The 25,176-nt window shown below is 70.3% G+C and carries 21 protein-coding genes and 1 tRNA gene; 5 read left to right on the plus strand and 17 right to left on the minus strand.

Translation table 11 applies throughout. The annotated features are described in order from the left end of the window. Window positions 1–31: 31 nt before the first annotated feature. The 4 genes from RIN80_RS03430 to RIN80_RS03445 all read right to left on the minus strand — a co-directional run bounded on the left by RIN80_RS03430 (window position 32) and on the right by RIN80_RS03445 (window position 4,848). Window positions 32–1,468, minus strand: a complete 1,437-nt coding sequence (locus RIN80_RS03430) for a GH1 family beta-glucosidase (protein WP_309093957.1) — start codon at window positions 1,466–1,468, stop codon at window positions 32–34. A 120-nt stretch (window positions 1,469–1,588) separates the two neighbouring features. Beyond that, a complete protein-coding gene (locus RIN80_RS03435) occupies window positions 1,589–2,494 on the minus strand; it encodes a carbohydrate ABC transporter permease (protein WP_309093958.1) in 906 nt (301 codons plus the stop codon). A 12-nt stretch (window positions 2,495–2,506) separates the two neighbouring features. Then, window positions 2,507–3,520 (minus strand): sugar ABC transporter permease, encoded by a 1,014-nt coding sequence (locus RIN80_RS03440; RefSeq protein WP_309093959.1) that lies wholly within the window; start codon window positions 3,518–3,520, stop codon window positions 2,507–2,509. 5 nt (window positions 3,521–3,525) lie between these two features. Next, window positions 3,526–4,848, minus strand: a complete 1,323-nt coding sequence (locus tag RIN80_RS03445; RefSeq protein WP_309093960.1) for an extracellular solute-binding protein — start codon at window positions 4,846–4,848, stop codon at window positions 3,526–3,528. Between the two features lie 411 nt (window positions 4,849–5,259). Here RIN80_RS03445 and RIN80_RS03450 point away from each other — a divergent pair, with 411 nt between their 5' ends. Further along, entirely contained in the window at window positions 5,260–6,315 is a 1,056-nt protein-coding gene (locus tag RIN80_RS03450) for a LacI family DNA-binding transcriptional regulator (protein WP_309093961.1), read from the plus strand. A gap of 113 nt (window positions 6,316–6,428) precedes the next feature. Here RIN80_RS03450 and RIN80_RS03455 read toward each other — a convergent pair. The 4 genes from RIN80_RS03455 to RIN80_RS03470 all read right to left on the minus strand — a co-directional run bounded on the left by RIN80_RS03455 (window position 6,429) and on the right by RIN80_RS03470 (window position 9,550). Beyond that, window positions 6,429–6,501, minus strand: a tRNA-His gene (locus RIN80_RS03455). Window positions 6,502–6,616: 115 nt separating this feature from the next. After that, the gene (orn, locus tag RIN80_RS03460; RefSeq protein WP_309093962.1) at window positions 6,617–7,219 is read right to left on the minus strand and encodes an oligoribonuclease; all 603 of its coding nucleotides are present in this window, start codon (window positions 7,217–7,219) and stop codon (window positions 6,617–6,619) included. A 376-nt stretch (window positions 7,220–7,595) separates the two neighbouring features. After that, entirely contained in the window at window positions 7,596–8,840 is a 1,245-nt protein-coding gene (locus RIN80_RS03465; RefSeq protein ID WP_309093963.1) for a helix-turn-helix domain-containing protein, read from the minus strand. Window positions 8,841–9,217: 377 nt separating this feature from the next. After that, entirely contained in the window at window positions 9,218–9,550 is a 333-nt protein-coding gene (locus tag RIN80_RS03470) for a hypothetical protein (protein ID WP_309093964.1), read from the minus strand. Between the two features lie 353 nt (window positions 9,551–9,903). Here RIN80_RS03470 and RIN80_RS03475 point away from each other — a divergent pair, with 353 nt between their 5' ends. Further along, a complete protein-coding gene (locus RIN80_RS03475; protein ID WP_031114250.1) occupies window positions 9,904–10,431 on the plus strand; it encodes a universal stress protein in 528 nt (175 codons plus the stop codon). Between the two features lie 120 nt (window positions 10,432–10,551). Beyond that, window positions 10,552–11,112 carry a GPR1/FUN34/YaaH family transporter gene (locus tag RIN80_RS03480; RefSeq protein ID WP_309093965.1) on the plus strand — a complete coding sequence of 187 codons (561 nt, stop codon included), beginning with the start codon at window positions 10,552–10,554 and terminating at the stop codon, window positions 11,110–11,112. A gap of 156 nt (window positions 11,113–11,268) precedes the next feature. Here RIN80_RS03480 and glmS read toward each other — a convergent pair whose 3' ends face one another. After that, window positions 11,269–13,086, minus strand: coding sequence for a glutamine--fructose-6-phosphate transaminase (isomerizing) (gene glmS / locus RIN80_RS03485; protein WP_309093966.1), 1,818 nt, complete (start codon window positions 13,084–13,086; stop codon window positions 11,269–11,271). Window positions 13,087–13,098: 12 nt separating this feature from the next. Continuing rightward, window positions 13,099–13,356 carry a hypothetical protein gene (locus RIN80_RS03490; RefSeq protein ID WP_031130491.1) on the minus strand — a complete coding sequence of 86 codons (258 nt, stop codon included), beginning with the start codon at window positions 13,354–13,356 and terminating at the stop codon, window positions 13,099–13,101. Between the two features lie 186 nt (window positions 13,357–13,542). On the opposite strand from RIN80_RS03490, the gene RIN80_RS03495 reads away from it, so the two are divergent. Continuing rightward, window positions 13,543–15,108, plus strand: coding sequence for a metallophosphoesterase family protein (locus RIN80_RS03495; protein WP_309093967.1), 1,566 nt, complete (start codon window positions 13,543–13,545; stop codon window positions 15,106–15,108). A 26-nt stretch (window positions 15,109–15,134) separates the two neighbouring features. On the opposite strand, the gene RIN80_RS03500 is transcribed toward RIN80_RS03495, so the two are convergent. Next, complete coding sequence (locus tag RIN80_RS03500) at window positions 15,135–16,019, minus strand: DUF4429 domain-containing protein (protein WP_309093968.1); 885 nt, start codon at window positions 16,017–16,019, stop codon at window positions 15,135–15,137. Between the two features lie 80 nt (window positions 16,020–16,099). Here RIN80_RS03500 and RIN80_RS03505 point away from each other — a divergent pair, with 80 nt between their 5' ends. Then, window positions 16,100–17,704 carry a beta-N-acetylhexosaminidase gene (locus RIN80_RS03505; RefSeq protein ID WP_309093969.1) on the plus strand — a complete coding sequence of 535 codons (1,605 nt, stop codon included), beginning with the start codon at window positions 16,100–16,102 and terminating at the stop codon, window positions 17,702–17,704. Window positions 17,705–17,807: 103 nt separating this feature from the next. On the opposite strand, the gene RIN80_RS03510 is transcribed toward RIN80_RS03505, so the two are convergent. The 6 genes from RIN80_RS03510 to RIN80_RS03535 all read right to left on the minus strand — a co-directional run bounded on the left by RIN80_RS03510 (window position 17,808) and on the right by RIN80_RS03535 (window position 24,997). Further along, window positions 17,808–19,580 (minus strand): IucA/IucC family siderophore biosynthesis protein, encoded by a 1,773-nt coding sequence (locus tag RIN80_RS03510; protein WP_309093970.1) that lies wholly within the window; start codon window positions 19,578–19,580, stop codon window positions 17,808–17,810. Continuing rightward, window positions 19,577–20,107, minus strand: coding sequence for a GNAT family N-acetyltransferase (locus RIN80_RS03515; protein WP_309093971.1), 531 nt, complete (start codon window positions 20,105–20,107; stop codon window positions 19,577–19,579). Before RIN80_RS03515 ends, RIN80_RS03510 begins: the two co-directional genes overlap by 4 nt. Further along, window positions 20,104–21,381, minus strand: coding sequence for a lysine N(6)-hydroxylase/L-ornithine N(5)-oxygenase family protein (locus tag RIN80_RS03520; RefSeq protein ID WP_309093972.1), 1,278 nt, complete (start codon window positions 21,379–21,381; stop codon window positions 20,104–20,106). The genes RIN80_RS03515 and RIN80_RS03520 overlap by 4 nt, the downstream gene beginning before the upstream one ends. After that, window positions 21,365–22,807 (minus strand): lysine decarboxylase DesA, encoded by a 1,443-nt coding sequence (desA, locus tag RIN80_RS03525; RefSeq protein WP_309093973.1) that lies wholly within the window; start codon window positions 22,805–22,807, stop codon window positions 21,365–21,367. Before desA ends, RIN80_RS03520 begins: the two co-directional genes overlap by 17 nt. Window positions 22,808–22,973: 166 nt before the next feature. Further along, window positions 22,974–23,828: a siderophore-interacting protein gene (locus RIN80_RS03530; RefSeq protein WP_309093974.1), complete on the minus strand. Its 855-nt coding sequence runs from the start codon at window positions 23,826–23,828 to the stop codon at window positions 22,974–22,976. Between the two features lie 125 nt (window positions 23,829–23,953). After that, on the minus strand, window positions 23,954–24,997 hold the full coding sequence (locus RIN80_RS03535) for an ABC transporter substrate-binding protein (RefSeq protein ID WP_309093975.1): 1,044 nt from the start codon (window positions 24,995–24,997) through the stop codon (window positions 23,954–23,956). Window positions 24,998–25,176 lie beyond the last annotated feature (179 nt).

Raw genomic sequence — 25,176 nt, forward strand, 5'->3', positions numbered from 1 at the left:
GGGCGCGGCACCCGCGCCCCCGGCCTCCCGGTCAGACCGCGTCGATCTCCGGCAGCGTCCCCGTCCGCGCCGCCTGCGCGTACCAGTGGGCGCTGGTCTTCGGGGTGCGCTCCAGCGTCGCGTAGTCGACGTACACCGCGCCGAAGCGCTTGCCGTAGCCGTACGCCCACTCGAAGTTGTCCATCAGGGACCACAGGAAGTAGCCCCGGACGTCCGCGCCGTCGGAGATCGCCCGGTGGACCGCCGCCAGGTGGCCGTGCAGGTAGGCGACCCGCTCCGGGTCGTGCACCCGGCCGTCGGAGTCCATCTTGTCGTCGTAGGCCGCGCCGTTCTCGGTGATGTACAGCGGCAGGCCCGGCGCCTCCCGGGTGTAGCGCATGATCAGCTCGTGCAGGCCGGTCGGGTCGATCGTCCAGCCCATCTCGGTGCGGTCGCCGGGCGTCTGGTGGAAGGCGACGTCGTCCGCGGCCGGCCACGGCGAGTGCTCGCTCGACCCGTGCCCGTCGGCCCGCGGCGCCTTCGCCGACGCGTCCGCCGCGGACACCAGGGCGGGCGTGTAGTAGTTGAGGCCCAGCGCGTCCAGCGGCTGCCGGATCAGCGCCAGGTCGCCGTCCAGGACGTAGTCCCAGTCGGTGAGGCCGGCCGTCGCCGCGTACAGCGTCTCCGGGTAGGCACCGTGCAGGATCGGCCCGTGGAAGACGCCGTTGGCCAGGTCGTCGATGCGGCGGGCCGCCGCCAGGTCCGCCGGGTCCTGCGAGAGCGGGCGCACCACCGAGGAGTTGAGGCTGATGGCCACCGAGTTGCGGGCCGGCATGGCCGACCGCAGCGCGGAGGCGCCCAGCCCGTGCGCCAGGTTCAGGTGGTGCGCGGCACGCAGCGACGCCGCCGGATCCGTCCGGCCCGGCGCGTGCACCCCGGAGGCGTAGCCCAGGAACGCGCTGCACCACGGCTCGTTGAGCGTGATCCACTGCTCCACCCGGTCGCCCAGCGCCTCGCCGACGATCTGCGCGTACTCCGCGAACCGGTACGCCGTGTCACGCTCCGGCCAGCCGCCCGCGTCCTCCAGCTCCTGCGGCAGGTCCCAGTGGTAGAGGGTGACGGCCGGCTTGATGCCCTTGGACAGCAGCTCGTCCACCAGCCGGCGGTAGAAGTCCAGGCCCTTCTGCACGGCCGGGCCCCGGCCGGTCGGCTGCACCCGCGACCACGAGACGGAGAAGCGGTAGGCGCCCAGGCCCAGCTCCGCCATCAGCGCCACGTCCTCGCGGTAGCGGTGGTAGTGGTCGACAGCGATGTCACCGTGGTCACCGCCGGCCGTCTTGCCCGGCGTATGGCTGAAGGTGTCCCAGATCGACGGCGTACGGCCGTCCTCCCGCACCGCGCCCTCGATCTGGTACGCGGAGGTCGCCGCGCCCCAGAGGAAGGCGGGAGGGAAGGTCACCGGAGTGGCCGGGTTCTCGGAGTCAGGCATGGAAGCGCTCCCATTGGGGTCGTGGAGACCGACGGTGGAGGGGGAGGAGAAGAGGAAGAGGGGAGGAGAAGGGAGAGGAGGGGCCGGAGCGGCGTCGGCCCGGCCCCTGGAGCCAGGGCGTCAGCCCTTGACCGCGCCCTGCATGATGCCGCCCACGATCTGCTTGCCGAAGATCGCGAAGACCAGCAGCAGCGGCAGCGTGCCCAGCAGCGCACCCGCCATGATCAGGGACTGGTCGGGCGTGTAGCCGCGGCCGAGACCGGCCACGGCGACCTGCACGGTCGGGTTGCCGGTCTGGGTGAGCACCAGGAACGGCCACAGGAAGTCGTTCCAGGTCTGCACGAACATCAGCATGCCGAGCACCGCCATCGCGGGCCGGGCGGCGGGGAACACCACGTGCCACACCACCCGCCAGCTGCTCGCGCCGTCCACCCGGGCGGCCTCGATGATCTCGTCCGGCAGCGCCTGCAGCAGGTACTGCCGCATGAAGAACACGCCGAACGCGCTCACCAGCGACGGGAAGATCACCGCCTGGAGCTGGTCGGTCCAGTCCAGCTTGGCGACCATCATGTACAGCGGGATCACGCTCAGCTGCGGCGGCACCATCATCGTGCCGATGACGATCAGCATCAGCGCGTTGCGGCCCTTGAAGCGCAGCTTGGCGAAGGCGAACCCGGCGATCGTCGACAGCACGACGATGGTGAGCGCCGAGATGCCCGCCACGATCGTGGTGTTGAGGAACGCCTCGCCGAGATTGGCGTCCGTCCAGGCGATCTCCAGGTTCTTGAACAGGTTGGAGCCGAACCAGAACGGCGGCGGGGTCTGCGCCAGGCGCTGGTTGTCACGGGAGGCGGCGATCGCGGTCCACACCAGCGGGAACAGCGACACGAGGGTGAACAGGATCAGGATCGCGTACGCGATCGGACCGCCGTGCAGGGTTCCGCCGGCCCGCGCCGACTTCGGCAGGCGCGAACGCCTGGTCTGCCGGGCGGGTGTGGTCTCGGGGGGCGTCACAGTCGTCGTCACGGCCACAACTCCTTAACTACTGGCGCGCAGCCGGCGCGAGATGACGTAGTTGACGATGCCGATGACGATCAGGATCAGGAACATCGTCCAGGCGATCGCCGAGGCACGGCCCAGGTGCTGGTTCACCCAGCCCTGCTCGTACAGGTACAGGCCGAGCGTCTGGAACTGGTGCTCCGCGCCGCCGGAGGCGCCCTTGTTGGCGTCGAACAGCAGCGGCTCGCCGAAGACCTGGCTGGCCCCGATCGTCGACACCACGGCCGTGAACAGGATCGTCGGGCGCAGCGACGGCAGGGTGACGTGCAGGAACTGCTGCCAGCGGCTGGCGCCGTCCAGCGCCGCCGACTCGTACAGGTCCTGCGGGATCGCCTGCATCGCGGCCAGGTAGATCAGCGCGTTGTAACCGGTCCACCGCCAGATGATGATCGTCGAGACGGCGATCTGCGAGGGCCACTTGTCGCCCTGCCAGTCGACCGGGTCGATGCCGACGAAGTCCAGCGCCCAGTTGATCATGCCGTAGTCCCGCCCGAAGAGCAGCACGAACACCAGGGAGGCGGCGGCGATCGAGGTGGCGTACGGGGCGAGCATCGCGACCCGGTAGAAGGTCGAGGCGCGCAGCTTGTAGTTGAGGATGTGGGCGATGCCCATCGCCATCAGCAACTGCGGGACCGTGGAGATGATGCCGATGGTCAGGGTGTTCTTCGCCGCGTTCCAGAAGAACTCGTCGTCGAAGATCCGGGTGTAGTTGCGCAGCCCCACCCAGTTCATGTCGGTGGGGGCGGTCAGCTCCACCTGGTGCAGCGAGGCCCATCCCGTGTAGATCAGCGGGAACAGGCCGAAGGCCACGAAGAGCAGGAAGAACGGCGAGACGAAGGCGTACGGGCTCCAGCGCACGTCCCGCTGCCAGCGGCGGGAGAGTTTGGCCCGGTGGCGCTGCTCCTGCTCGGAGACGGGGGCGGCGGGCGGGCGGCCCGGGGCCGCGCCCCCCTCCTTGGCGGGGGGCGCGGCGGTGTCGTGACGGGTGGCCATGCGGGTCACTGGTCCAGGTTGTTGTCGATGGTCTTCGTCGCCGTCTCCCAGGCCTCCTCGGCGGACTTGCCCTTCGTGACGAGGATGACGCCGTTGTCCGTCAGACCCTGCTGGATGATCTGGTCCTTCGGGCCGATCACCTGGACCGGGATCTGCTTCGCGGCCTCGGCGAAGATCTCACCGATCGGCGCGTCGCCGGTCATGTCGTTCTTGGCGCCCGTGACCTCGGGGCTGTCGAAGGCGGCCTGCGCGCTCGGGAAGCTGCCCTGCACCTTGAACAGCTTCGCCTGCTGCTCCGGCGCGGTCAGCCAGGCGACCAGCTTCTTGGCCTCCTCGACGTTCTTGCCGTTCTTCGGCACGGACAGGAAGGAGCCGCCCCAGTTGCCGGACTTGGGCGCCACGGCCACGTCCCACTTGCCCTTGGCGTCGGGCTGCGACTTGCCCTTGATGTAGCCGAGCATCCACGGCGGGCAGGCCATCGCGGCGAACTTGTTGTTCGCGATCGTCTGGTCCCAGGCCGGCTGGAACTGGGTCTGCGCGCCGACCAGGCCCTTCTCGGCGGCCTCGGCGGTCAGGTCGAAGGCGTTCTTCACGGCCGGGTTGGTCTTGTAGATGACCTTGCCGGAGGAGTCGTAGAACTTCTCCTTCTCACTGCTGAGGATCGCGTTGATCAGACCGCCGGGGGAGTCCATGAAGGTCGTGCCCTCGGGGCCGTTCTTCTTGTACCGCTCGCCGACGTCGACGAACTTGCTCCAGTCGCCCGCCCACAGCTTGCCGACCTCCGCGCGGTCGCTGGGCAGACCGGCCTTCTCGAACAGGTCCTTGCGGTAGCAGATCGCCATCGGGCCGATGTCGGTGCCGAGGCCGATCGTCTGGCCGTCCTTGGTGGTGGCCTGCTGCCACTTCCAGTCCAGCCAGTCGGCCTTGTTCACGCCCGAGACCTTGGACAGGTCCTCCAGCTTGGCGGACTGGGTGTTGACGATCTCGGCGATGTTGCCGACCTCGACGGCCTGGACGTCCTGCAGGCCGCTGTTGGTGGTCAGGTGGTTCAGCAGCGCCGGGTAGTAGTTCTCGTTGCGCTCGACGACGTTCTCGGCGATCTTGATCTTCGGGTTGAGCTTCTCGTACTCGGCGTAGAGACCGGCTTCCTTGAAGCCCATGGTGCCGAAGAGTCCCAGCGTGATCGTGGTCTTGCCCTTGCCGCCGGACGACGAGCCGGAGCTGTCGTCTCCACCGTCGTCGGCACAGCCGGCCAGCAGTCCGGTGCCCAACGACGCGACGGCCGCGAGGGCCAGCGCCTTGCGGGCGGTTCGGATGCGTGCTCGCATGTCGTCCTCCTGTTGCCCTGACGTGCCGACCCCCCGGCCAACTGCATTGTTGGACCCGTTTTGACTCGCTGCGGCTCGGGCGGGGAACGTGCGGGTTGTGTATGTGTCAGGTACTGTGGGAGCGCTCCCACCAGTGATGTGTTGAAGGTTCGCGGGTCGGAGCGGGGGTGTCAAGGGACCGGACAGGGAGAGATGCGTTCAGTTATCGGGACGTTAACTGGACCGGGGCGGGGGTCCTTTGGGTGCCTGGTCGGCAGTATCGAGCCAGTCGGGGTGTCGGGGGCACCGGTGTGCGGGCCGGAAGCGGAAGGCCCGGGGCGGCAAGCCGCCGGTACGGGTCACCGGAGCCTACGAGCCTGTTAAATTCCAGGCCAGCCGCAGAGTGCGGGTCTGTACGGGAAGGCGGAGCCCATGGCAAGCCACGGAGCGCGGGGCCGAAGCGGTGGCCGGCCCACCCTCGAAGAGGTGGCGGCGCGCGCCGGTGTCGGCCGCGGCACGGTCTCCCGGGTGATCAACGGCTCGCCCCGGGTCAGCGACGCCACGCGCGCGGCCGTCGAGGCGGCGGTCGCGGAGCTCGGCTACGTGCCCAACACCGCGGCGCGCGCCCTGGCCGCCAACCGCACGGACGCGATCGCGCTGGTCGTGCCCGAGCCGGAGACCCGGTTCTTCGCCGAGCCGTACTTCTCCGACATGCTCAAGGGCGTCGGCTCGGAACTGTCCGAGACGGAGATGCAGCTGCTGCTGATCTTCGCGGGCAGCGACCGGGAGCGGCAGCGTCTCGCGCAGTACCTGGCGGCCCACCGGGTGGACGGCGTCCTGCTGGTCTCGGTGCACGCGGACGATCCGCTGCCCGACCTGCTGGCGCAGCTGGAGATCCCCGCGGTGATCAGCGGCCCGCGTTCGGCGGCGGAGAGCCTGCCGTCGGTCGACTCGGACAACTACGGGGGCGCCCGCCAGGCCGTGGAGCACCTGCTGTCCCGCGGCCGGAGGCGGATAGCCCACATCACCGGCCGCCGGGACGTCTACGGTGCCCAGCGCCGTGTCGACGGCTACCGCGCGGCGCTGAGCGACGCGGGACACGAGGTGGACGAGTCGCTGATCGAGGGCGGCGACTTCACGGAGGAGGGCGGCCGCCGCGCGATGGCGGCGCTGCTGGAGCGCCGGCCGGACGTGGACGCGGTGTTCGCGGCCTCGGACGTCACCGCGGCCGGTGCGCGCCAGGCGCTGCGCGAGGCGGGGCGCCGCATCCCGGACGACGTGGCGCTCGTCGGCTACGACGACTCGGCCATAGCGCGCCACCTGGACCCGCCGCTGACCAGCGTCCGCCAGCCCATCGAGGAGATGGGGCGCCGGATGATCGACCTGCTGCTCACGGAGATCGCCGACCGCCGCCCGCTCGCGTCCCGGGGGCTGGAGCGCAGGCAGCTGGTCCTGGCCACGGAGCTGGTGCCGCGGGCGTCGTCGTGAGGCCGGCGCGCCGCCGGTGGGGCCAACGGCGCCTGTACCGGGCGGGGTTGCCGCAGGGAGGACACGACGAAGGGGCCGACCCGGTCTCCCGGGTCGGCCCCTTCGTCATCGAGGGTGAGTGACGGGACTCGAACCCGCGGCATCCTGGACCACAACCAGGTGCTCTACCAGCTGAGCTACACCCACCATGACCGGCTTGGAGATCAGTGTGTTCCCCGACCGGCCGAGAAAAAGTGTACAGGGTCCGAAGGGGTGCTCGCGCCCGGCTTTCCGGGCGGCCCCCGACGGGCCCCTCGCGTACCTACTGAGCGGGCAGGACGTGCTTCGCCGCGATCGTCTTCGCGGTGTCGGAGTCGGGCCCGGGCTGCGGGACGAAGACGGCCTCGCGGTAGTAGCGCAACTCGGCGATGGACTCGCGGATGTCGGCGAGCGCGCGGTGGTTGCCGTTCTTCTGCGGACTGTTGAAATACGCCCGCGGGTACCAGCGGCGGGCCAGCTCCTTGATCGACGACACGTCGACGATCCGGTAGTGGAGGTAGTCCTCCAGCGTGGGCATGTCGCGCAGCAAGAAGCCGCGGTCGGTGCCGACGGAGTTGCCGCACAGCGGGGCCTTGCCCGGCTCCTTGACGAACTCCCTCACGTACGCCAGGACCTGCTCCTCGGCGTCCTCGAGCGTCGTGCCGTTGGGCAGCTCGTCGAGCAGTCCGGACGCGGTGTGCATCTGACGCACCACCTCCGGCATCGTCTCCAGCGCCCGCTCCGGCGGCCGGATGACGATGTCCACGCCGTCGCCGAGCACGTTCAGCTCGGAGTCCGTGACGAGGGCGGCCACCTCGATGAGCGCGTCGTCCGACAGCGAGAGGCCGGTCATCTCGCAGTCGATCCACACCATGCGATCGTTCATGTCCCTAACCTTACGGCGCCCTGGCGCGGGCTGAACCGGCCGTGCGGGAATGACGGGCGGGGGTGGTGGGGGCGGTGTGGCGGGCCGCGCCGGGTGCGGGTGCGGGCCGGGCCGGGAATGGCCGCCCGGGATCGTGGGCGGGGCCGGGCCGGGAAGGTCGGCCGGGAAGGTCGGCCGGGAACGGCGCGGGGCCGCGTGGCGCGGTGGTGCCGGCGGGAGGGGCCGGGCGGGGGCGGGCCGTGAGATCCGGTAGGTCCGGTGGGCGTGTGTCGGCAGAGGTGCGTCGCCGCGATCCGCCCGCGACTGCGCGGAGCCGGGCAGGGAGAAGCCGCGGGGCCCGCGAGGAGGTGTGCTCCTCGCGGGCCCCATCGGCCGTTCACGTCGCGCTGCGCTGGCCCGGGAGGCTGGCCGACAGGGCCGGGGACGCTCCGACCGCGCTCGCGGCCGCCGTGCGGCGGGACTGGAGCGGGACCGGGTGCTCCGGATGCAGCGGCGCCGGTGGCTGACCGGACTGGCCGGGGTGCCCGCCGTGCCCCGGGTGGCCCTGCATGCCGGGCCCGGAGCCGCCCGGGGCGGCCTCGGTGTCCTGGGGCCGCTCGCCCTGCGGGCGCCGGGCGCGGTACGCCGCCCGGTACGCGGCCGGGGACGAGCCCAGCTGACGGCGGAAGTGGCCGCGCAGAGCCACCGGTGAGCGGAAGCCGCAGCGGCCCGCCACCTCGTCCACCGAGTAGTCCGACGTCTCCAGCAGGCGCTGCGCCTGGAGCACCCGCTGCGTGATCAGCCACTGCAGCGGCGCGCTCCCGGTCAGCGAGCGGAAGCGGCGGTCGAACGTACGCCGGCTCATGTACGCGCGTGCCGCCAGGGTCTCCACGTCGAACTGCTCGTGGAGGTGCTCCAGCGCCCAGGCGACGACCTCGGCGAGCGGGTCGGCGCCGATCTCCTCGGGTAAAGACCTGTCGAGGTAGCGCTCCTGCCCGCCGGACCGGCGCGGTGGGACCACCAGGCGGCGGGCCAGGGCCCCGGCCGCCTCGTTGCCGTGGTCCGTCCGCACGATGTGGAGACAGAGATCGATTCCGGCCGCCGTGCCCGCCGACGTGAGCACGTCGCCGTCGTCCACGAAGAGTTCCCGTGGATCGACGTGCACGGACGGGTAGCGCTTGGCCAGCGTCGGCGCGTACATCCAGTGTGTCGTCGCCGGGCGGCCGTCCAGCAGGCCCGCCGCCGCGAGGACGAAGGCGCCGGTGCACAGCCCGACGATGCGGGCACCCTCCTCGTGGGCGCGGCGCAGCGCGTCGAGCGCCTCGTCCGGTGGCGGAGAAGTGATCGAGCGCCAGGCCGGCACGACGACCGTGCCCGCGCGCGAGATCGCTTCCAGGCCATGCGGTGCGGTGAGTTCCAGGCCCCCTGTGGTCCGCAGTGGGCCGTCCTCGCCGCCGCACACCAGCAGTCGGTAGCGCGGCACGCCGGCGTCCTGGCGGTCAATCCCGAACACCGACAACGGTATGGAACTCTCGAAGATGGGGCCGCCGCTGAACAGCAGCACCGCGACGATCTCCTTGCGGCGTCGCCCGGAGAGTTTCCGGGCCGCGGTTTCCGGCGCGGCAGTGGAGTCGTGGCTCATACTGCTAAGCCCCCCTCGGTGGTCGCGGCTCCTCGGTTGTGTCGCTCCTGCACGTTTCCCCTCGGTCCTGCACGAGTCCCCCGCCGTAGACAGTCAAGATCGAATCTACTGTGTCCCGTCGTGCCGAAGTGGCCGGTTCGGCACTCGGCACATTGTCGACTTGGCAACTTGGCGTGAAGCATTCGATCACGAAGCGTTGCACTCGTGGGGCGTGCAGGGAAGTGCGCCTTGTCGCGGTGGCCAATCCACGTAGGGTGCGCAGGGCCCTTGAGGCCCTTTCCGTGCAGGTCGAACGGGGGATGGGGGGTGTTTCGGCAGGGGGATGCGGGGGTGCCGGAAGTTGGCTGAAAACCGACGCGCGCGTGCACGGAAACCGGTCAACCGACCGGTGTATCTCCTCCAGTGTGCCGTCCGCCCCGGTGCGACCCCGTGCCGGTGCGGTGGTGCCGGCCCCGGTGGGGCGCCCGGTCCTCGGCGGCCAGACGGGCGGCGCCGCGCTCGGACTGGCGCAGCAGGACGCGGCAGGCGCCCGTGACGGCGGCGAGCCCGAGGGCCGTGCCGACGGCGCCCGCGAGCGAGGTGCCGTAGGCGAGGAGCACGACCGGGACGAGCAGGCAGCTGAAGGCCGCCCAGCGGACCACCTCCGTGGCGCTGTCCCGCGGCGGCGGGGTCGCGCGGCCCGCCTCGGAGGCGGGACGGGGTCCGGACATGGTGGGCTCCCTGTGGCGTGGCTCATGGGGTTCAACGCGCGGCCGGGGCGTCGGTCACTGTGCGGCCGGATCACCCCCGCGGGTACCGGATCACCCCCGCGGGTAAGTGAATCCCGTGCAAACCGCCTGTACAGCGCAGCAACCATTGCGTTACGGGCGTCGGCTCGTGCATGCTCCCTGGAACCCGCACGCACGGCGGGCGGGATCTGGGCTAAGGAGGCGTGCCGCCGTACCCTTGGGGGTATGGGCTTGGGAAGACCATTCCCGGACACAGCTCCGCCGCTCACCGCTGCACTCGTCAGCGAGCTCCGCTCGCGGGCCACCCATAAAAGGATCACAACGCCGAGACAGCCATGGCCGGTCACGAATTCTTCGAACCCGCGGACCGCAAGCGGCCCGTCGCCGATCCCACGGCGGCCGAGCCCCTGGCGGCGGAAGAGCCACGCCATTCCTGCGATCCCGCCTTCAAGCACGGGGTCGTGGTCGGCTTCGACGGCTCCACTTCCAGCGAGCGCGCCCTGGCCTACGCGATCGGCATGGCTCATCGCTCCGGGTCGGGCCTGATCATCGTCCACGTCGCCAACCGGCTGCCCACCACGGTGTGGGCCGGCTGCGAGCCGCCGGTGTTCGTGGACGTCCCGGACCACCGCACGGAGGTGCTCGGTCTGGAACTCGCCTGTGCGGACTACCTCGCCGAGGTGCCCTGGATCCTCGTCGAGCGCGGCGGCGACATCTGCCACGAACTCGAAGAGGTCGGGCGGGAGTACGAGGCCGACGCGATCGTCGTCGGGTCCACGCACGGCATCGTGGGCCGCATCTTCGGCTCCGTCGCCGGACGGCTCGCCAAGCGGGCGCAGCGGCCCGTGGTCGTCATCCCCTGATCTCGCCGCAGTCGGCCAACTCCCTTGTGCGACGCGTGAATCTCCTCACGCGTAGAGGTGTTTGTGCTCTTGTGAAGGGCATATATGGGACACCGCACCACTGCACGAAGGGAGCCCGCCGTGGACAAAGACGTCTTTGCGGGAAGCGGCATCACGACCGTGGCCGGTCGACTCGCCCTCGCCATCACCCTGTTGGCCTTCGGGCTGGGGAACACCGCCGTGATCGACGGGGTGTCAGCCTCTGACGTGGCGTCAGTCGCCCAGTACGTGGGCGGAGTCGCCCTCTTCGTCGCCGGACTGGTGGCCCTGCGCGAGGGTGACGTCGCCGGTGGTACGGCGTTCTCCGTACTCGGGGCACTGTGGTTCACCTGGGCCGTGACCGAGGTCGCCTCCGGTAACGAGGCGGGGCTGTTCCTGCTGTTGTTCGCCCTGGTGGCGCTGTCCCTCACACTGGCGGGCGGGGATCGGCTCGGCCGGGGCGTGTACGGGCTGTTCTTCGTGTCGCTGCTGCTCCTCGCGGTCGCCGCGTTCGCGGAGAACGACGGGCTCGCGAAGGTCTCGGGCTGGTTCGCCGTCGCCGCGGGTGCGGTGGCCTGGTACGCCGCGACGGCGGCGTTGGCGCACTGGCCGACGGCGCTTCCGCGACGCGCTGCGGGCCGGGGTGTGACGGCCACCGGTTAGCCGCGCCGGCCGGGGAGTTGGGCGGCTCCCCGGCGATGAAAACGGACCCCCGCGTACCCTGGCGGCGCGTGGGGGTCCGTCCTGTTGTCCGGCCTGTGCTGGTGCGGGAGGGGCCGATCGCGCAGTTCCCCGCGCCCCTTCAGGGGGGCAGGTCGGTTACTCCACCGTCACCGACTTGGCCAGGTTGCGGGGCTTGTCGATGTCCCTGCCCAGGGCCAACGCCGTGTGGTAGGCGAGGAGCTGGAGCGGGATGCCCATCAGGATCGGGTCCAGCTCGTCCTCGTTCTTCGGGACGACGATCGTCTCGTCGGCCTTCTCCTGGTGCTGGTGGGCGACCGCGAGGATCTTGCCGCTGCGGGCCTTGATCTCCTCCATGGCGGCGCGGTTCTTCTCCAGCAGATCGTCGTCGGGGACGATGGCGACCGTGGGCAGGGCCGGCTCGATCAGGGCCAGGGGGCCGTGCTTGAGCTCGGAGGCCGGGTAGGCCTCGGCGTGGATGTACGAGACCTCCTTGAGCTTCAGGGAGGCTTCGCGGGCCACCGGGTAGCCCCGGACGCGGCCGATGAAGAGCATCGAGCGGGCGTCGGCGAACTGCTGGGCCAGCTTCTTGACGTCCTCCTCCTGCTCCATGATCTCGGCGATCTGCGCGGGCAGCCTGCGCAGGCCCTCGATGATCCGCTTGCCGTCGCGGACCGACAGGTCGCGGGTGCGGCCCAGGTGCAGGGCGAGGAGGGCGAAGGCGACCGTGGTGTTGGTGAAGCACTTGGTGGAGACGACGCAGACCTCGGGGCCGGCGTGCACGTAGATGCCGCCGTCGGCCTCGCGGGCGATCGCCGAGCCGACCACGTTCACCACGCCCAGGACGCGGGCGCCCTTGCGCTTGAGCTCCTGCACGGCGGCCAGCACGTCATAGGTCTCGCCGGACTGGGAGACGGCGACGTAGAGGGTGTCGGGGTCGACGACCGCGTTGCGGTAGCGGAACTCGGAGGCGGGCTCGGCGTCGGCGGGGATGCGGGCCAGCTCCTCGATCATCTGGGCGCCGATCATGCCCGCGTGGTACGAGGTGCCGCAGCCGAGGATCTTCACGCGGCGGATGCGCCGGGCCTCGCGGGCGTCCAGGTTGAGGCCGCCCAGGTGGACGGTGGAGAAGCGGTCGTCGATGCGGCCGCGCAGCACGCGGTCCACGGCGTCGGCCTGCTCGTGGATCTCCTTGTGCATGTAGGTGTCGTGGCCGCCCATGTCGTAGGAGGCGGCCTCCCACTCGACGGTGGTGGGCTCGGCGGTGGTGCGGGTGCCCTCGGTGGTGTAGGTGCGGAAGTCGTCGGCCTTGAGGGTGGCCATCTCGCCGTCGTCGAGGGTGACGATCTGCCGCGTGTGGGCGACCAGCGCGGCGATGTCGGAGGCGACGAACATCTCCTTCTCGCCGATGCCGAGGACGACCGGGGAGCCGTTGCGGGCGACGACGATGCGGTCGGGGAAGTCGGCGTGCATCACGGCGATGCCGTACGTGCCCTCGATGAGCCGGAGGGTCTCGCGGACCTTGTCCTCCAGCTTGGTCGCCTGTGAGCGGGCGATGAGGTGGACCAGGACCTCGGTGTCGGTCTCGGAGAGGAACTCGACGCCGTCCGCCTCCAGCTTGCGGCGCAGGTCGGAGGCGTTGTCGATGATGCCGTTGTGGACGACGGCGACCTTGCCCTCGGCGTCCAGGTGCGGGTGGGCGTTCACGTCGGACGGGGCGCCGTGGGTGGCCCAGCGGGTGTGGGCGATGCCGGTGGTGCCCTTGAAGCGGGCCGGGACCTTGGCCTCCAGGTCGCGGACGCGGCCCTTGGCCTTGACCATCTTCAGGCCGGACGTCTTCGGGGACGTGACGACGATGCCCGCGGAGTCGTAGCCGCGGTACTCCAGGCGCTGCAGGCCCTCCAGGAGCAGGGGCGCGACGTCACGCTTCCCGATGTAACCGACGATTCCGCACATGTATACGTATTCCTAGCCGTAGACGATGCGCCGCAGCTGCCGGAGCGAGAGCTCCGGCGGGGCCACCGCGCGGTATTTGAGGTCCGCCTCGATCCGCTCGAAGATCGCCGCGTTGACCAGGCCCTGGGCCTGGAGCTCGCGGTGGCGGCGACGGACGTACTCCTCGGTCGTCTCGTCGAAGTAGGCGAGCACGTCCTGGATCACGCGCAGCGCCTCGCCCCGGCTGAGGGCGGTGGACCGCGTCAGATGATCTACGAGTTCGTCGTGCACTCGCTAGATCCTGGGGTACCGGCGACGCTTTCGCAAGAATTCTGCCCGGATTCGGGCAAGCGACTGTGGGGGTTCTTTGGGAGAACGTTGAACCGGTCATGAGGGCCTGTTCGTGAGGCGTCCACCGGACGTCCCGCACCCCGTTGCCCGAGGCGTCGATTTTTGGACGCCATGGACACTCCTCGTATGGGCGTACCCGAGCGGCTCGCCGAGCGCATGACCATGGCCGAGCAGCACGAGTACCTGCGCGCCCGGTTCTCCCGGCGCACGGTGATCGCAGGCGGCGCCGTGACGCTCGGCGCCGTCACGGGTGGCGCGTTCGTGCCCGGCGCCACCGCCCGGGCCGCCGTGCCGACCGCCCGCACCGCACCCGCCACCGAGGCCGTCGACGGAGCGCTCGTCGCCCCCTTCGGCCGCCACCTCGCCTACGGCACCGACCCGCGCACGGAGATGACCGTCTCCTGGCAGGTCCCGGTCGCAGTGAGGAAGCCGTTCATCCGGATCGGCACCCACCCCACGGACCTCTCCCGCAGGATCGACGCCGAGGTCCGCACCCTCTTCACCCCCGCCGGCGTCGGCGTCGGCGGGAACCACACCCAGTACTACGTCCACGCGAAGCTGACCCACCTGCGCCCGGGCCGGACCTACTACTACGGCGTCGGCCACCAGGGCTTCGACCCGGCCGAGCCGCACCTGCTGGGCACCCTCGGCACCTTCACCACCGCTCCCGCCCACAAGAAGCCGTTCACCTTCACGGCCTTCGGCGACGAGGGTGTCAGCTACCACGCGCTGGCCAACAACAGCCTGCTGCTCGGCCAGAACCCGGCCTTCCACCTGCACGCCGGCGACATCGCCTACGGCGACCCGGCCGGGCAGGGCAGGGCCGACGACACCGGCTTCGACGCGCGGGTGTGGGACCAGTTCCTCGCCCAGACCGAGTCCGTCGCCAAGTCGGTGCCGTGGATGCCCGCCTACGGCAACCACGACATGGAGGCCTGGTACTCGCCGGGCGGCTACGGGGGAGAGCAGGCCCGTTGGACCCTCCCGGACAACGGACCCGACAAGAGGAACCTGCCGGGCGTCTACTCCTTCACCTACGGCAACACGGCCGTCATCTCGCTCGACGCCAACGACGTCTCCTTCGAGATCCCCGCCAACCTGGGCGTCTCCGGCGGCACCCAGACCAGGTGGCTGGAGGCGCAGCTGAGGAAGTACCGGGCCGCGCACGACATCGACTTCGTCGTCGTCTTCTTCCACCACTGCGCCTACTGCACCTCCACCTCGCACGCCTCCGAGGGCGGGGTGCGGCAGGAGTGGGTGCCGCTGTTCGAGAAGTACACGGTGGACCTGGTCGTCAACGGTCACAACCACCAGTACGAGCGCACCGACGTGATCAAGGGCGGCGAGGTCGCCAGGAAGCTCCCGATCGGCGGCACGGCCTATCCCGAGACCGACGGCGTGGTCTACGTGACCGCCGGTGCGGCCGGCCGCAGCCTCTACGCGTTCAGCGCTCCGCTGTCCTACGAGGGCAACGAGCACGAGGTCGACTCCGTGGCCTCGTTCGTCAACGTCGAGGGCGGCAGGCGGAACGAAACCGTGGCCTGGTCCCGGGTGCGCTACCTCGACTACTCCTTCCTGCGCGTGGACGTCACCCCCGCCCCGAAGGGACGCCTCGCCACCCTGACGGTGCGCGGCATCGCCGAGAGCGGGGAGCAGGTGGACCACTTCACGGTGGCCCGCCGGGCGAAGTAGCACCCGCCCGGTTCCCTCGCGGGGAGCTACATCCGCTTGAGGACCGCCTGCTTGGCCAGCGCGAACTCGTCGTCCGTGAGCACACCCGTGCGGTGCAGCTCACCGAGCTCGCGCAGCCGGCGCAGCAGGGCGTCGTGGTCGTCCTCGGCGGCAGGGGCCGGGGCAGAGGACGGTTCCGGTCGCGCGTCCGCCACGCCGTCGGCGGCGGCCCGGGCCGGGTGCGGAAGCCTGGCCTGGACCGCCGCGGCGACCAGCGCCATCAGCGGGTCCTTCCTGAAACCCCACAGCTCCACGGCGTTGGGGTCGTACTTGGGTGGAGTCCTGGCCGGCGCGTTGCGCACGGCGAAGCGGAGGCAGCCGTTCTCCAGGCCCACCGCCGGGTGCCACTCCACGCCCGTGATGTCGGTGAGCGCGAGGGTGCGCACACCGGCGGCGGCCTTGGCGTCCTCCGTCTTCCAGTTCCACTCCAGGCGTATGCGCTCGCCGTCGAAGCTCGCGGTGCCGTCCCCGGCGGAGACCGACAGAGGCACGGCCGGGCCCGGCAGCAGGTACTCGGTCACCGGGCCGGACGGCACCTGGTCCAGCAGGAGCGCGTTGCGGACCTCGTCCGTGAAGTACTCGGCGACCCCGTAGCGGTCGGACTCGACGATCAGCTGGTACGGGTCGTGGGGCTCGGTGAGCCGCCCGCCGGTCGCGTGCAGCAGCGGGTCGGCGCCGTCGCGCAGGCGCAGCCGCAGCCGGCCGCTCTTCTTCCCCTGCTCCAGCGAGATGCCCGCCAACGCACCCAGCGGGACAATGAGTTCACCCAGTTCCCTGCGCAGCAGACTGACGTTCTTGTCCCGCCCGGGGGTCAGCCGCAGGGCGTCGCCGTCGAAGATCCACGAGCCGTCCTTCTGGATGATTTCCGCCATGGGGTGGATTGTTTCACCCATGTCCCGGGATAGTGGTCCAGACCTCTTGGAGCTCAACGGCTCACGAAAGGGACGGTTTTGTGAGAGACGGTCTTGTCAGACAGCGCCACAGAACACTTCGCCTTCTCGGCTCCCTGCTGCTCGTCGCGGTGGGCGTCGGCGTCACCCAGGCCACCCCGGCCCGGGCGGCGGACCCCACCCCGCTCGACCGGGTCGTCCCCGCGCCGGCCTCGGCCGATCCCGGCGGCGCCCCGTACCGGATCACCCGCGGAACGCACATCCGCGTCGACGGCTCGCGGGAGGCGCGGGGTGTCGCCGAGTACCTCGCGGACCTGCTGCGGCCCTCGACCGGCTACCGCCTGCCGGTCACCACGCACGGCCGGGGCGGCATCCAGCTCCGGCTCGCACACGGCGACTTCGGCCCCGAGGGCTACCGCCTGAACAGCGACGCCCGGTCCCTCACGATCAGCGCCAGGACCCCCGCGGGTCTCTTCCACGGCGTGCAGACCCTGCGCCAGCTGCTGCCCGCGGCCGTCGAGAAGGACACCGTGCAGCCCGGGCCCTGGCTGGTCGCCGGCGGCACGATCGAGGACAGCCCGCGCTACGGCTGGCGCGGTGCCATGCTCGACGTCTCCCGGCACTTCTTCACCGTCGGCCAGGTCAAGCGGTACATCGACCAGCTCGCCCTGTACAAGATCAACAAGCTGCATCTGCACCTCAGCGACGACCAGGGCTGGCGCATCGCCGTCGACTCCTGGCCGCGCCTGGCAACGTACGGCGGCTCCACCGAGGTCGGCGGCGGCCCCGGCGGCTACTACACCAAGGCGCAGTACAAGGAGATCGTGCGCTACGCCGCCTCCCGCTACCTGGAGGTCGTCCCCGAGATCGACATGCCCGGCCACACCAACGCGGCCCTCGCCTCCTACGCCGAGCTGAACTGCGACGGCGTGGCCCCGCCGCTGTACACCGGCACCGAGGTCGGCTTCAGCTCGCTGTGCGTCGGCAAGGAGATCACGTACGACTTCGTCGACGACGTGATCCGGGAGCTGGCCGCGCTCACCCCGGGCAGGTACCTGCACATCGGGGGCGACGAGGCGCACTCCACCAGCCACGAGGACTACGTGAAGTTCATGGACCGGGTGCAGCCGGTCGTCGCGAAGTACGGCAAGACGGTGGTCGGCTGGCACCAGCTGACCGGGGCCGCCCCGGCCAGGGGCGCCCTCGCGCAGTACTGGGGCCTTGACCGGACGAGCCCGGAGGAGAAGGCGCAGGTCGTGAAGGCCGCGCAGAGCGGGACGGGGCTGATCCTGTCCCCGGCGGACCGGGTGTACCTCGACATGAAGTACACGAAGGACACGCCGCTGGGGCTGTCCTGGGCGGGGTACGTCGAGGTGCGGCGGTCCTACGACTGGGACCCGGGGGCGTATCTGCCCGGGGTGCCGGCCGGTGCCGTGCGGGGGGTGGAGGCGCCGATGTGGTCGGAGACCCTGGAGGACTCCGGGCAGATCGAGTACATGGCGTTCCCGCGGCTGCCCGGCGTGGCCGAGCTGGGGTGGTCGCCGGCGGCCTCGCACGACTGGGAGCGGTACAGGGTGCGGCTTGCCGCGCAGGCCGAGCGGTGGGACGCCCTGGGGATGCGGTGGTATCGGTCGCCGCAGGTGCCGTGGGGGACCGCCGGGCAGTGATGCGGCCGCGGGTGCGTGAGGGCTGGTCGCGCAGTTCCCCGCGCCCCCGAAGGTAGGACGGGCCCCCGGTGGACCGTACACCGGGGGCCCGTCTGCTTCCGGGTCAGAAGTCCGCGATGGGATTCTTCAGGGTGCCCACCAGCTGCAGGGCGCCGGACGGGTCCGCGAGGTCCACCATCTGCTGGTTGTTGCGCAGCTGCAGGCGGTTCAGGCAGGACAGGGCGAACTCGGGGGCGAACATGTCGTACTGCTCGAACTTGTCGGCCAGTTCGGGCGCCGACTCCTGGTAGGCGCGGGTGACCTCCGCGACCGTGCGCCAGAAGTCGTCCTCCTGGAGGATCCCCTCGGTGGCGAGGTTCGCCGCGAGGAAGCGGAAGAAGCAGTCGAAGACGTCCGTGAAGATCGACAGGAGTTTCTTGTCCTCCGGGACCTCCACGCGCAGCCGCTCGACCGTCGGCGGCAGCACCGCGTCCGGGTCCATGACCGCGATCTCCTCGGCGATGTCCTTGTAGATCGCCCGCTGCACCACCCCGTCCTTCAGCACGAGGATGACGTTCTCGCCGTGCGGCATGAAGACCAGGTCGTAGGCGTAGAAGCTGTGCAGCAGCGGGGTGAAGTACGCCTGGAGGTAGCGGCGCAGCCACTCGGTGGGGGCGAGGCCCGACCGCTCGATCAGCGCGCCCGCGACGGAGGACCCCTGGTGGTCGACGTGGACCAGCGAGGCCATGGTGGCCAGTTGCTCGCCCTCCTGGAGGGACGGCACCGGGCTCTCCCGCCACAGCGCGGCGAGCATCTTGCGGTACGGCGAGTAGCGGTCCGTCGCCTGCTCGTACTCCAGGTGCCGGTAGCCGACCGCCGCCCGCTCCCGGATGATCGACAGGCCCGTGGACTTCAGCACCGGGTCGCCCTCGATGAGCTGGGCCAGCCAGTCGTTGATCGCCGGGGTGGCCTCCATGTAGGCCGCCGACAGACCGCGCATGAAGCCCATGTTGATGACGGACAGGGCCGTCTTCACGTAGTGCTTCTCGGGGCTGGTCCGGTTGAAGAAGGTCCGGATGGACTGCTGGGCCAGGTACTCGTCGTCGCCCTCGCCCAGGCACACCAGGTGCCCGCGGGCGACCTCGGCGGCGAAGGTGACGGAGAGCTTGTTCCACCACTGCCAGGGGTGGACCGGGATGAGCAGGTAGTCGGCCGGATCCAGGTCCCGCTCGCGCAGGACGCCGTGGAACCGTTCGACCGTCTGCGCGCCCAGCTCCTGCCGCACGAAGGACTCGTACTCGATGCCGACGCCGGCCGTGAACGCGGCCCGCGAGCGGTGGGCCGCCAGCCAGACGAGCCGGACGGGGCTCGCCGTCTCCGGGGCGTACGACAGGTACTCGTGGATGCCGAAGCCGAGCCGTCCGTTGTTGGCGACGAAGCAGGGGTGGCCCTCGGTCATCGAGGTCTCGATGGTCTGGAAGTCGGCGCGGGCCAGCTCGGCCGCGGTGGTCTGCGGCTTGGTGAGCTTGTAGCAGGTGCCGGAGAGGGTGGAGGAGATCTCCTCCAGGTAGACCGGCAGGATGCTGTCGCTCAGGCCGAGGGAACTCCGCAGCTCGATGAAGAAGTCCAGGGCGGCGAGCGGGAGTTCGGTGCCGTCCCGGTGGCGGGTGATCGACTCGGCGTCGACCTGCCAGTGGTCCAGGGCGCGGACCGTCGCGGCGAAGGTGTACCGGGTCTGGCCGTCGTCGCTGCGGACGACGTAGGTGCCCTCGGCGGTGGCCTCCGGTGCGATGAGGCGCTCGTGCGCGAACTCGGCGAGCGCCTTGCGGATCAGGAGGCGGTTGGCCCGCGCCCAGCGGTGGGGGGACAGATGCGCTACGGCGTCGGACAGGGTCATACGGCTACTCCTCGGGCGGCCAGGAACTGTGCGCGCGTGCAGAAACTGAGCAGCGCGCGCTTCTCGGGCTTCTGGATCTCGCGCTCGGGCACGAACCCGACGGCCTCGTTCAGCGCGTGGACGGCCTTGTTGTCCACGTCGGGCTCGACGACGACCCGCTGCACCGACGGGTCCTCGAAGAGGTGCTCCATCACGGCGGTGATGACGGACCGGGTGAAGCCGCGCACGGGCGTGTCGGTCGGCGGGGTGAGGAAGTGCATGCCGATGTCGCCCGGCTGCGGCTCGTACAGGCCCACCAGCTCGCGGTGGGCCGGGTCGTACTTCTCCATCAGGAAGGCGGGAACACCGTCTCGCAGGCCGAGTTCGGCGTGGTGGTGCTCGTCGGCGGCGATCTCCATGTAGGCGCGCTCGACGTCCTCCAGCCGCGCGTCCTGCATCATCCAGAACGCGGCCTTGGGGTGGGTGACCCAGGCGTGCAGGAGCTCGGCGTCCTTCAGCGGGTCGAGGGGGCGGAACGTGAAGGTCATACCGAGAACTCCTGGAACGCGATCGTCTTCTCCACCGGGTAGTACTCGGTGCCGAGCAGCTCGCGGATGATGTACGCGTTCCGGTAGGGGCCCATGCCCAGGTCGGGGCTGGTGATGCTGTGGGTGTGGACGCCGGCGTTCTGCAGGAAGATCCCCCGGCCGGTGACGTCGATGGCGTAGTTGCGCGCCACGTCGAAGTTGCCCCGGGAGTCGTAGCGCAGGCGGTCGCGGACCGGCTTGAGGAACTCCGGCTCGGCGTAGCGGTAGCCCGTGGCCAGGATCAGTCCCTCGGAGGTCAGCTCGAAGTCCTTCTCCTGCTCCTCCTGCCGGAAGGAGAGGGTGTACGTTCCGTTCTCGTACGAGGCCGCCTTCAGGGCGGAGTTGGTGAGCAGCCGCGTCGGGACCGGGCCGCCGAGGTTCTTCTGGTAGAGCAGGTCGAAGATCTCGTTGATCAGGTCGCCGTCGATGCCCTTGAACAGGCCCTTCTGCTCGGCCGTGAGGCGGTAGCGGGTGGCCTCGGGCAGCTCGCGGAAGTAGTCGACGTACTCGGGGGACGTCATCTCCAGCGTGAGCTTGGTGTACTCCAGCGGGAAGAAGCGCGGGGAGCGCGTCACCCAGTTCAGGCGGTAGCCGTGGACGTCGATCTCGCTGAGCAGGTCGTAGTAGATCTCGGCGGCCGACTGGCCCGAGCCGACCAGCGTGATGGAGTCCTTCTTCCGCAGCTCCGCCTTGTGCTGGAGGTAGCGGGAGTTGTGGATGAAGTCGCCGCCCAGGCCCTGGCAGGCCTCGGGGATGTGGGGCGGGGTTCCGGTGCCGAGGACCAGGTGGCGGGCGCGGTAGGTGTCCCCGGCCGTGGTCTTCACGACGTAGACGTCGTCCTCGTACGTCACCTCCGACACCGTCGTGCCGAAGCGGATGCTGCTCAGTTTGCTCGCGGCCCAGCGGCAGTAGTCGTCGTACTCGACCCGCAGCGGGTAGAAGTTCTCCCGGATGTAGAACGAGTACAGCCGGCCCTTCTCCTTCAGGTAGTTCAGGAAGGAGTACGGCGAGGTCGGGTCGGCGAGGGTGACCAGGTCCGACATGAACGGCGTCTGCAGGTGGGCGCCGTCGAGGAACATCCCCGCGTGCCACTCGAAGTCGGGCTTCGACTCCAGGAAGACACCGTCGAGTTCGGCGATGGGCTCGGTCAGGCAGGCCAGGCCGAGGTTGAAGGGGCCGAGCCCGATGCCCACGAAGTCATGGGTGGTGGTCGGGTTGTCAGGACGCGCGGTCAAGGGACTCTCCCAGGTACTGCTCGGCGTGGCCGGCGATCAGGTCGAGGACGGCGGCGATGTCGGACGCCTGCGTCTCGGGGTTCAGCAGGGTGAACTTCAGGTAGTGGCGGCCGCCGACCTTGGTGCCCGCGACGATGGCGTCACCGGAGGCGAACAGGGCCTTGCGGGCGTAGAGGTTGGCGCGGTCGATCTCGGCGGGGTCGGTGACGTTCGCCGGGATGTACCGGAAGACGAGCGTGGACAGGCTCGGCTCGACCACCACGTCGAAGCGCGGGTCGGCGGCGAGGAGCCGCCAGCCCTCCCGGGCCAGCTCGCACACCTCGTCGAAGAGCTGCCCGATGCCGTCGGCGCCCATGGTGCGCAGCGTCATCCACAGCTTGAGGGCGTCGAAGCGGCGGGTGGTCTGCAGGGACTTGTCGACCTGGTTGGGGATGCGTTCCTGCACCATGCGGCGCGGGTTCAGGTACTCGGCGTGGTACGTGGCGTGGCGCAGCGTCGCGGCGTCCCTCACCAGCACGGCCGACGAACTGACCGGCTGGAAGAAGGACTTGTGGTAGTCGACGGTGACCGAGTCGGCCCGCTCGATGCCGGCGATGCGGTCGCGGTGCTTGAGCGAGGCGAGCAGGCCGCAGCCGTAGGCGGCGTCGACGTGCATCCAGGTGCCGTACTGCGCGGCGAGTTCGGCGATCTCGGGCAGCGGGTCGATGGAGCCGAAGTCGGTGGTGCCGGCGGTGGCGACGACGGCCATGGGGACGAGGCCGTCCTGCGCGCAGCGCTCCAGCTCCCGGGCGAGGGCGACGGTCTGCATGCGCTTGTCGTGGTCGACCGGGATCGACACCACGGCGTCCTGGCCGAGTCCGAGGAGCTTGGCGGACTTCTTCACGCTGAAGTGGCTGACCTCGGAGGCGAAGACGCGCAGTTTCGCCAGGTCCTCGGTCTTGGCCTCCTCGCGGGCGAGCAGCAGCGCCTGGAGGTTGGACTGGGTGCCGCCGGAGGTGAACACGCCGTCGGCGTTCTCGCCGAGACCGATGCGGGCCGTGGTCCAGTCGATCAGTTTCCGCTCGATGAGCGTGCCGCCGGCCGACTGGTCCCAGGTGTCCAGCGAGGAGTTGACGGCGGACAGGACGGCCTCGCCCAGCACGGCCGGTATGACGACCGGGCAGTTGAGGTGGGCCAGGTAGCGCGGGTGGTGGAAGTAGATCGCGTCCCGGAGGTAGACCTCCTCCAGTTCGTCGAGCACCGCGGTGGTGTCGTGCAGCGGCTGGTCGAGGTCGATCTCGTCGATGCGGGGAGCGAGGGCGTCGACGCTGACGCCGGTGAACGGCCGGTCGGTGGCGGCGATTTTGGCGGCCACCCGCTCGACTCCTTCGGTCACGGAGCGGCGGTACTGCTCCGCGGTGGTGTCGTTGAGCAGGTGCGAGCGCATGTGGGGGTCCTCCGGTGGGGACAGTCCGGTGCGGGACAGGAGCGGGCTGCTTCGCAGATCAGCTTAGGTAAGCCTAACCTAACTTTGATCACAGGGAACCGTGCTGTGTCGTGACCGTGGTCACTCAGGTCGCTCAGAACGCCTCAGTTGATTCACAGCTGAACCGCTAGCCCTCGGCGCGCAGCTGCTCCTCGGTCACGCCGCGGCGCCAATAGCCGACGAACGTGACCCGCCGCCGGTCGATCCCGCGCTCGCGCACGAAGTGGCGGCGCAGCTCCTTCACACACCCCGACTCACCGGCGATCCAGACGTACGGGCGCTCGGCGGGCGGGAGTTCGGCCGCGCCAAGGACGTCGAGGGCCATGGGGGACCCCTCGGCGCACTTGCGTTCCCGGACGAGCCAGGTGATCTCGGCGTCGGCCTCGGTCACCAGGTCCTGGATGTCCCCGGCGTGCGGGACTTCCAGCCAGACCCGGGCCCGGGTGCCGGCGGGCAGCGACTCGACGATGGCCGAGGCGGCCGGGACGGCGGTCTCGTCGCCCCAGACGATGACGAGGTCGGTGTCCCCGGGCGGCCGGAAGCGGATGGCGCGGTTGTCGGCGACGGCCGGGCCGAGCAGCAGCACCCGGTCCCCGGCGGCGGCCCGCGCGGCCCAGCGGGAGGCGGGACCGGCCTGGACGTGGGCGTCCGGCCCGATGCCGTGCAGGGCGAAGTCGATGTCGATCTCGTCCGGATCGCGGCGCAGCGCGCGCAGCGTGTACGACCGCATCACGGCCCGCACGTCGTCCGGGAGTTCACGCCAGCCCTGCCACCAGCCGTCCCCGAGCTCCAGCGGCACGACCGGCTCGGGCTGCCCGGGGTGCGGCAGGAACAGCGACAGCGACTGGTCGCGGCCGTCGGAGTGGAAGGCGTGCAGATCGGGCCCGGTGAAGGTGACACGGACCAGGGACGGCCCGAGCCGCCTCGTCCGCGCGACCTGGAGGGAGAAGAAGCGGAACGGGGCGGCTACGGCGGTGGTCATGGGTGGGCTCCTGAGTCGTCGTCAGGGTGTGGGGGTGCGCCCCTCGGGGGCGCCGGGAACCGGCCGGCCGGCCTCGACGGCGGACCGTGGCGCCGGCCGGCCGGATTCCTCGCGGCGCCGAGCGCCTAGCTGACCTTCTTCGCGGTCTCGATGGCCTTCGCCAGGTTCTCCACCAGCGGCACGCACTTGTCGTAGGACAGGATCGGCTCCGCCGAACGCGCGATGACCTGACCGGCCTTGACCGCGGGCAGCTTCTTCCAGGTCGCCTCGGTGATGTCCGCCGGCTGGATGGCGGAGGAGCGGTCGTCCATCATGATGATGTCGGCCTTGTACTTGTCGACGTTCTCCCAGCTCAGGCTCTCGAACCAGCCGCCGCCCTCGGCCTTGGCCTTCTCCGGCGGCTCGACGAAGTTCACGCCGAGGGCCTTGAAGTACTCCAGGTCGATGGAGAGGTTGGTGCCGGAGACGTAGAACAGCTCCTGGCTCGCCGAACCGGCCATCACCTTGATGTCGGGGTGTGCCTTGGCGGCCTTGCGCAGCCGCTCGGAGGCCTCCTCGAAGCGCTTCTTGGCGTCGGTGGCCTTGGCGGACTTCATGTCGCCGCCGAGGGACTCGGCGAGCTCCCACATGCGCTGCAGCGGGGCGGTGATCTGGCGGTCGTAGACGGAGATGCCGACGCTCGGGGCGAGCTTGGCGATCTTGTCCTTGGAGGCCTCGGGGACGTACCAGAGGGTGCCGGCGTCGTCGAACATCGTGGAGATCAGCACGTCGGGCGCGAGGGCCGCGTACTTCTCGACGTTGAACTGGTCCCAGGTGTTGCCGAGGATGGTCACCTTGCTGATGTCCATGTCGCCGGCCTGGACGTCGGGCTTGCCGTCCTGGGTCTTGGTGGGGCCGAAGACGCCCTTGACCGAGACGCCGTAGTCGTACAGGGCGGCGGCGACGCCGGTGAACGCCACGATGTTCGCGGGGGCCTTGTCGAGCTTGACGCTCTTGCCGCGGTCGTCCTTGAAGGACCACGGGCCGGACTGGGCACCGGTCGTCGATTCCGAGCCGCCGTCCTTGGAGTCCTCGCCGCCGCACGCGGTCACGAGGGCGCCGAGTCCGAGTGCACCACCGGCGGCGAGGAGGCCGCGGCGGGAGAAGCGGGCGGTTCTGGCGTTCGACATGGGTGGGTCTGCTTTCATGCGTACGGAGCCACTGCGGGCGCGGCTGACAGCCGCCTGGCTGGAATCAGGCTTAGGTTAGCCTAACCTCAGATCTTGTCCAGAGGGGCCCTGGTATCCGTGCCCGGGGAAGAGGACGGGAATGCCGGGGGAGGCAGTGATCCGGATCACGAAGGGCCGGG

The organism is Streptomyces sp. (assembly GCF_031181705.1).
Classification (GTDB): Bacteria; Actinomycetota; Actinomycetes; order Streptomycetales; family Streptomycetaceae; genus Streptomyces.

Excerpts from the sequence above, each read along its gene's own strand:
- RIN80_RS03445 (WP_309093960.1), bottom strand. The coding sequence starts at position 4,848 with ATGCGAGCACGCATCCGAACCGCCCGCAAGGCGCTGGCCCTCGCGGCC.
- RIN80_RS03475 (WP_031114250.1), top strand. The coding sequence starts at position 9,904 with ATGGCCGGTCACGAATTCTTCGAACCCGCGGACCGCAAGCGGCCCGTC.
- orn (WP_309093962.1), bottom strand. The coding sequence starts at position 7,219 with ATGAACGATCGCATGGTGTGGATCGACTGCGAGATGACCGGCCTCTCG.
- desA (WP_309093973.1), bottom strand. The coding sequence starts at position 22,807 with ATGCGCTCGCACCTGCTCAACGACACCACCGCGGAGCAGTACCGCCGC.
- RIN80_RS03535 (WP_309093975.1), bottom strand. The coding sequence starts at position 24,997 with ATGTCGAACGCCAGAACCGCCCGCTTCTCCCGCCGCGGCCTCCTCGCC.
- RIN80_RS03440 (WP_309093959.1), bottom strand. The coding sequence starts at position 3,520 with ATGGCCACCCGTCACGACACCGCCGCGCCCCCCGCCAAGGAGGGGGGC.
- RIN80_RS03465 (WP_309093963.1), bottom strand. The coding sequence starts at position 8,840 with ATGAGCCACGACTCCACTGCCGCGCCGGAAACCGCGGCCCGGAAACTC.
- RIN80_RS03500 (WP_309093968.1), bottom strand. The coding sequence starts at position 16,019 with ATGGCGGAAATCATCCAGAAGGACGGCTCGTGGATCTTCGACGGCGAC.
- RIN80_RS03530 (WP_309093974.1), bottom strand. The coding sequence starts at position 23,828 with ATGACCACCGCCGTAGCCGCCCCGTTCCGCTTCTTCTCCCTCCAGGTC.
- RIN80_RS03450 (WP_309093961.1), top strand. The coding sequence starts at position 5,260 with ATGGCAAGCCACGGAGCGCGGGGCCGAAGCGGTGGCCGGCCCACCCTC.
- RIN80_RS03495 (WP_309093967.1), top strand. The coding sequence starts at position 13,543 with ATGGGCGTACCCGAGCGGCTCGCCGAGCGCATGACCATGGCCGAGCAG.
- RIN80_RS03515 (WP_309093971.1), bottom strand. The coding sequence starts at position 20,107 with ATGACCTTCACGTTCCGCCCCCTCGACCCGCTGAAGGACGCCGAGCTC.
- glmS (WP_309093966.1), bottom strand. The coding sequence starts at position 13,086 with ATGTGCGGAATCGTCGGTTACATCGGGAAGCGTGACGTCGCGCCCCTG.
- RIN80_RS03470 (WP_309093964.1), bottom strand. The coding sequence starts at position 9,550 with ATGTCCGGACCCCGTCCCGCCTCCGAGGCGGGCCGCGCGACCCCGCCG.
- RIN80_RS03430 (WP_309093957.1), bottom strand. The coding sequence starts at position 1,468 with ATGCCTGACTCCGAGAACCCGGCCACTCCGGTGACCTTCCCTCCCGCC.
- RIN80_RS03510 (WP_309093970.1), bottom strand. The coding sequence starts at position 19,580 with ATGACCCTGTCCGACGCCGTAGCGCATCTGTCCCCCCACCGCTGGGCG.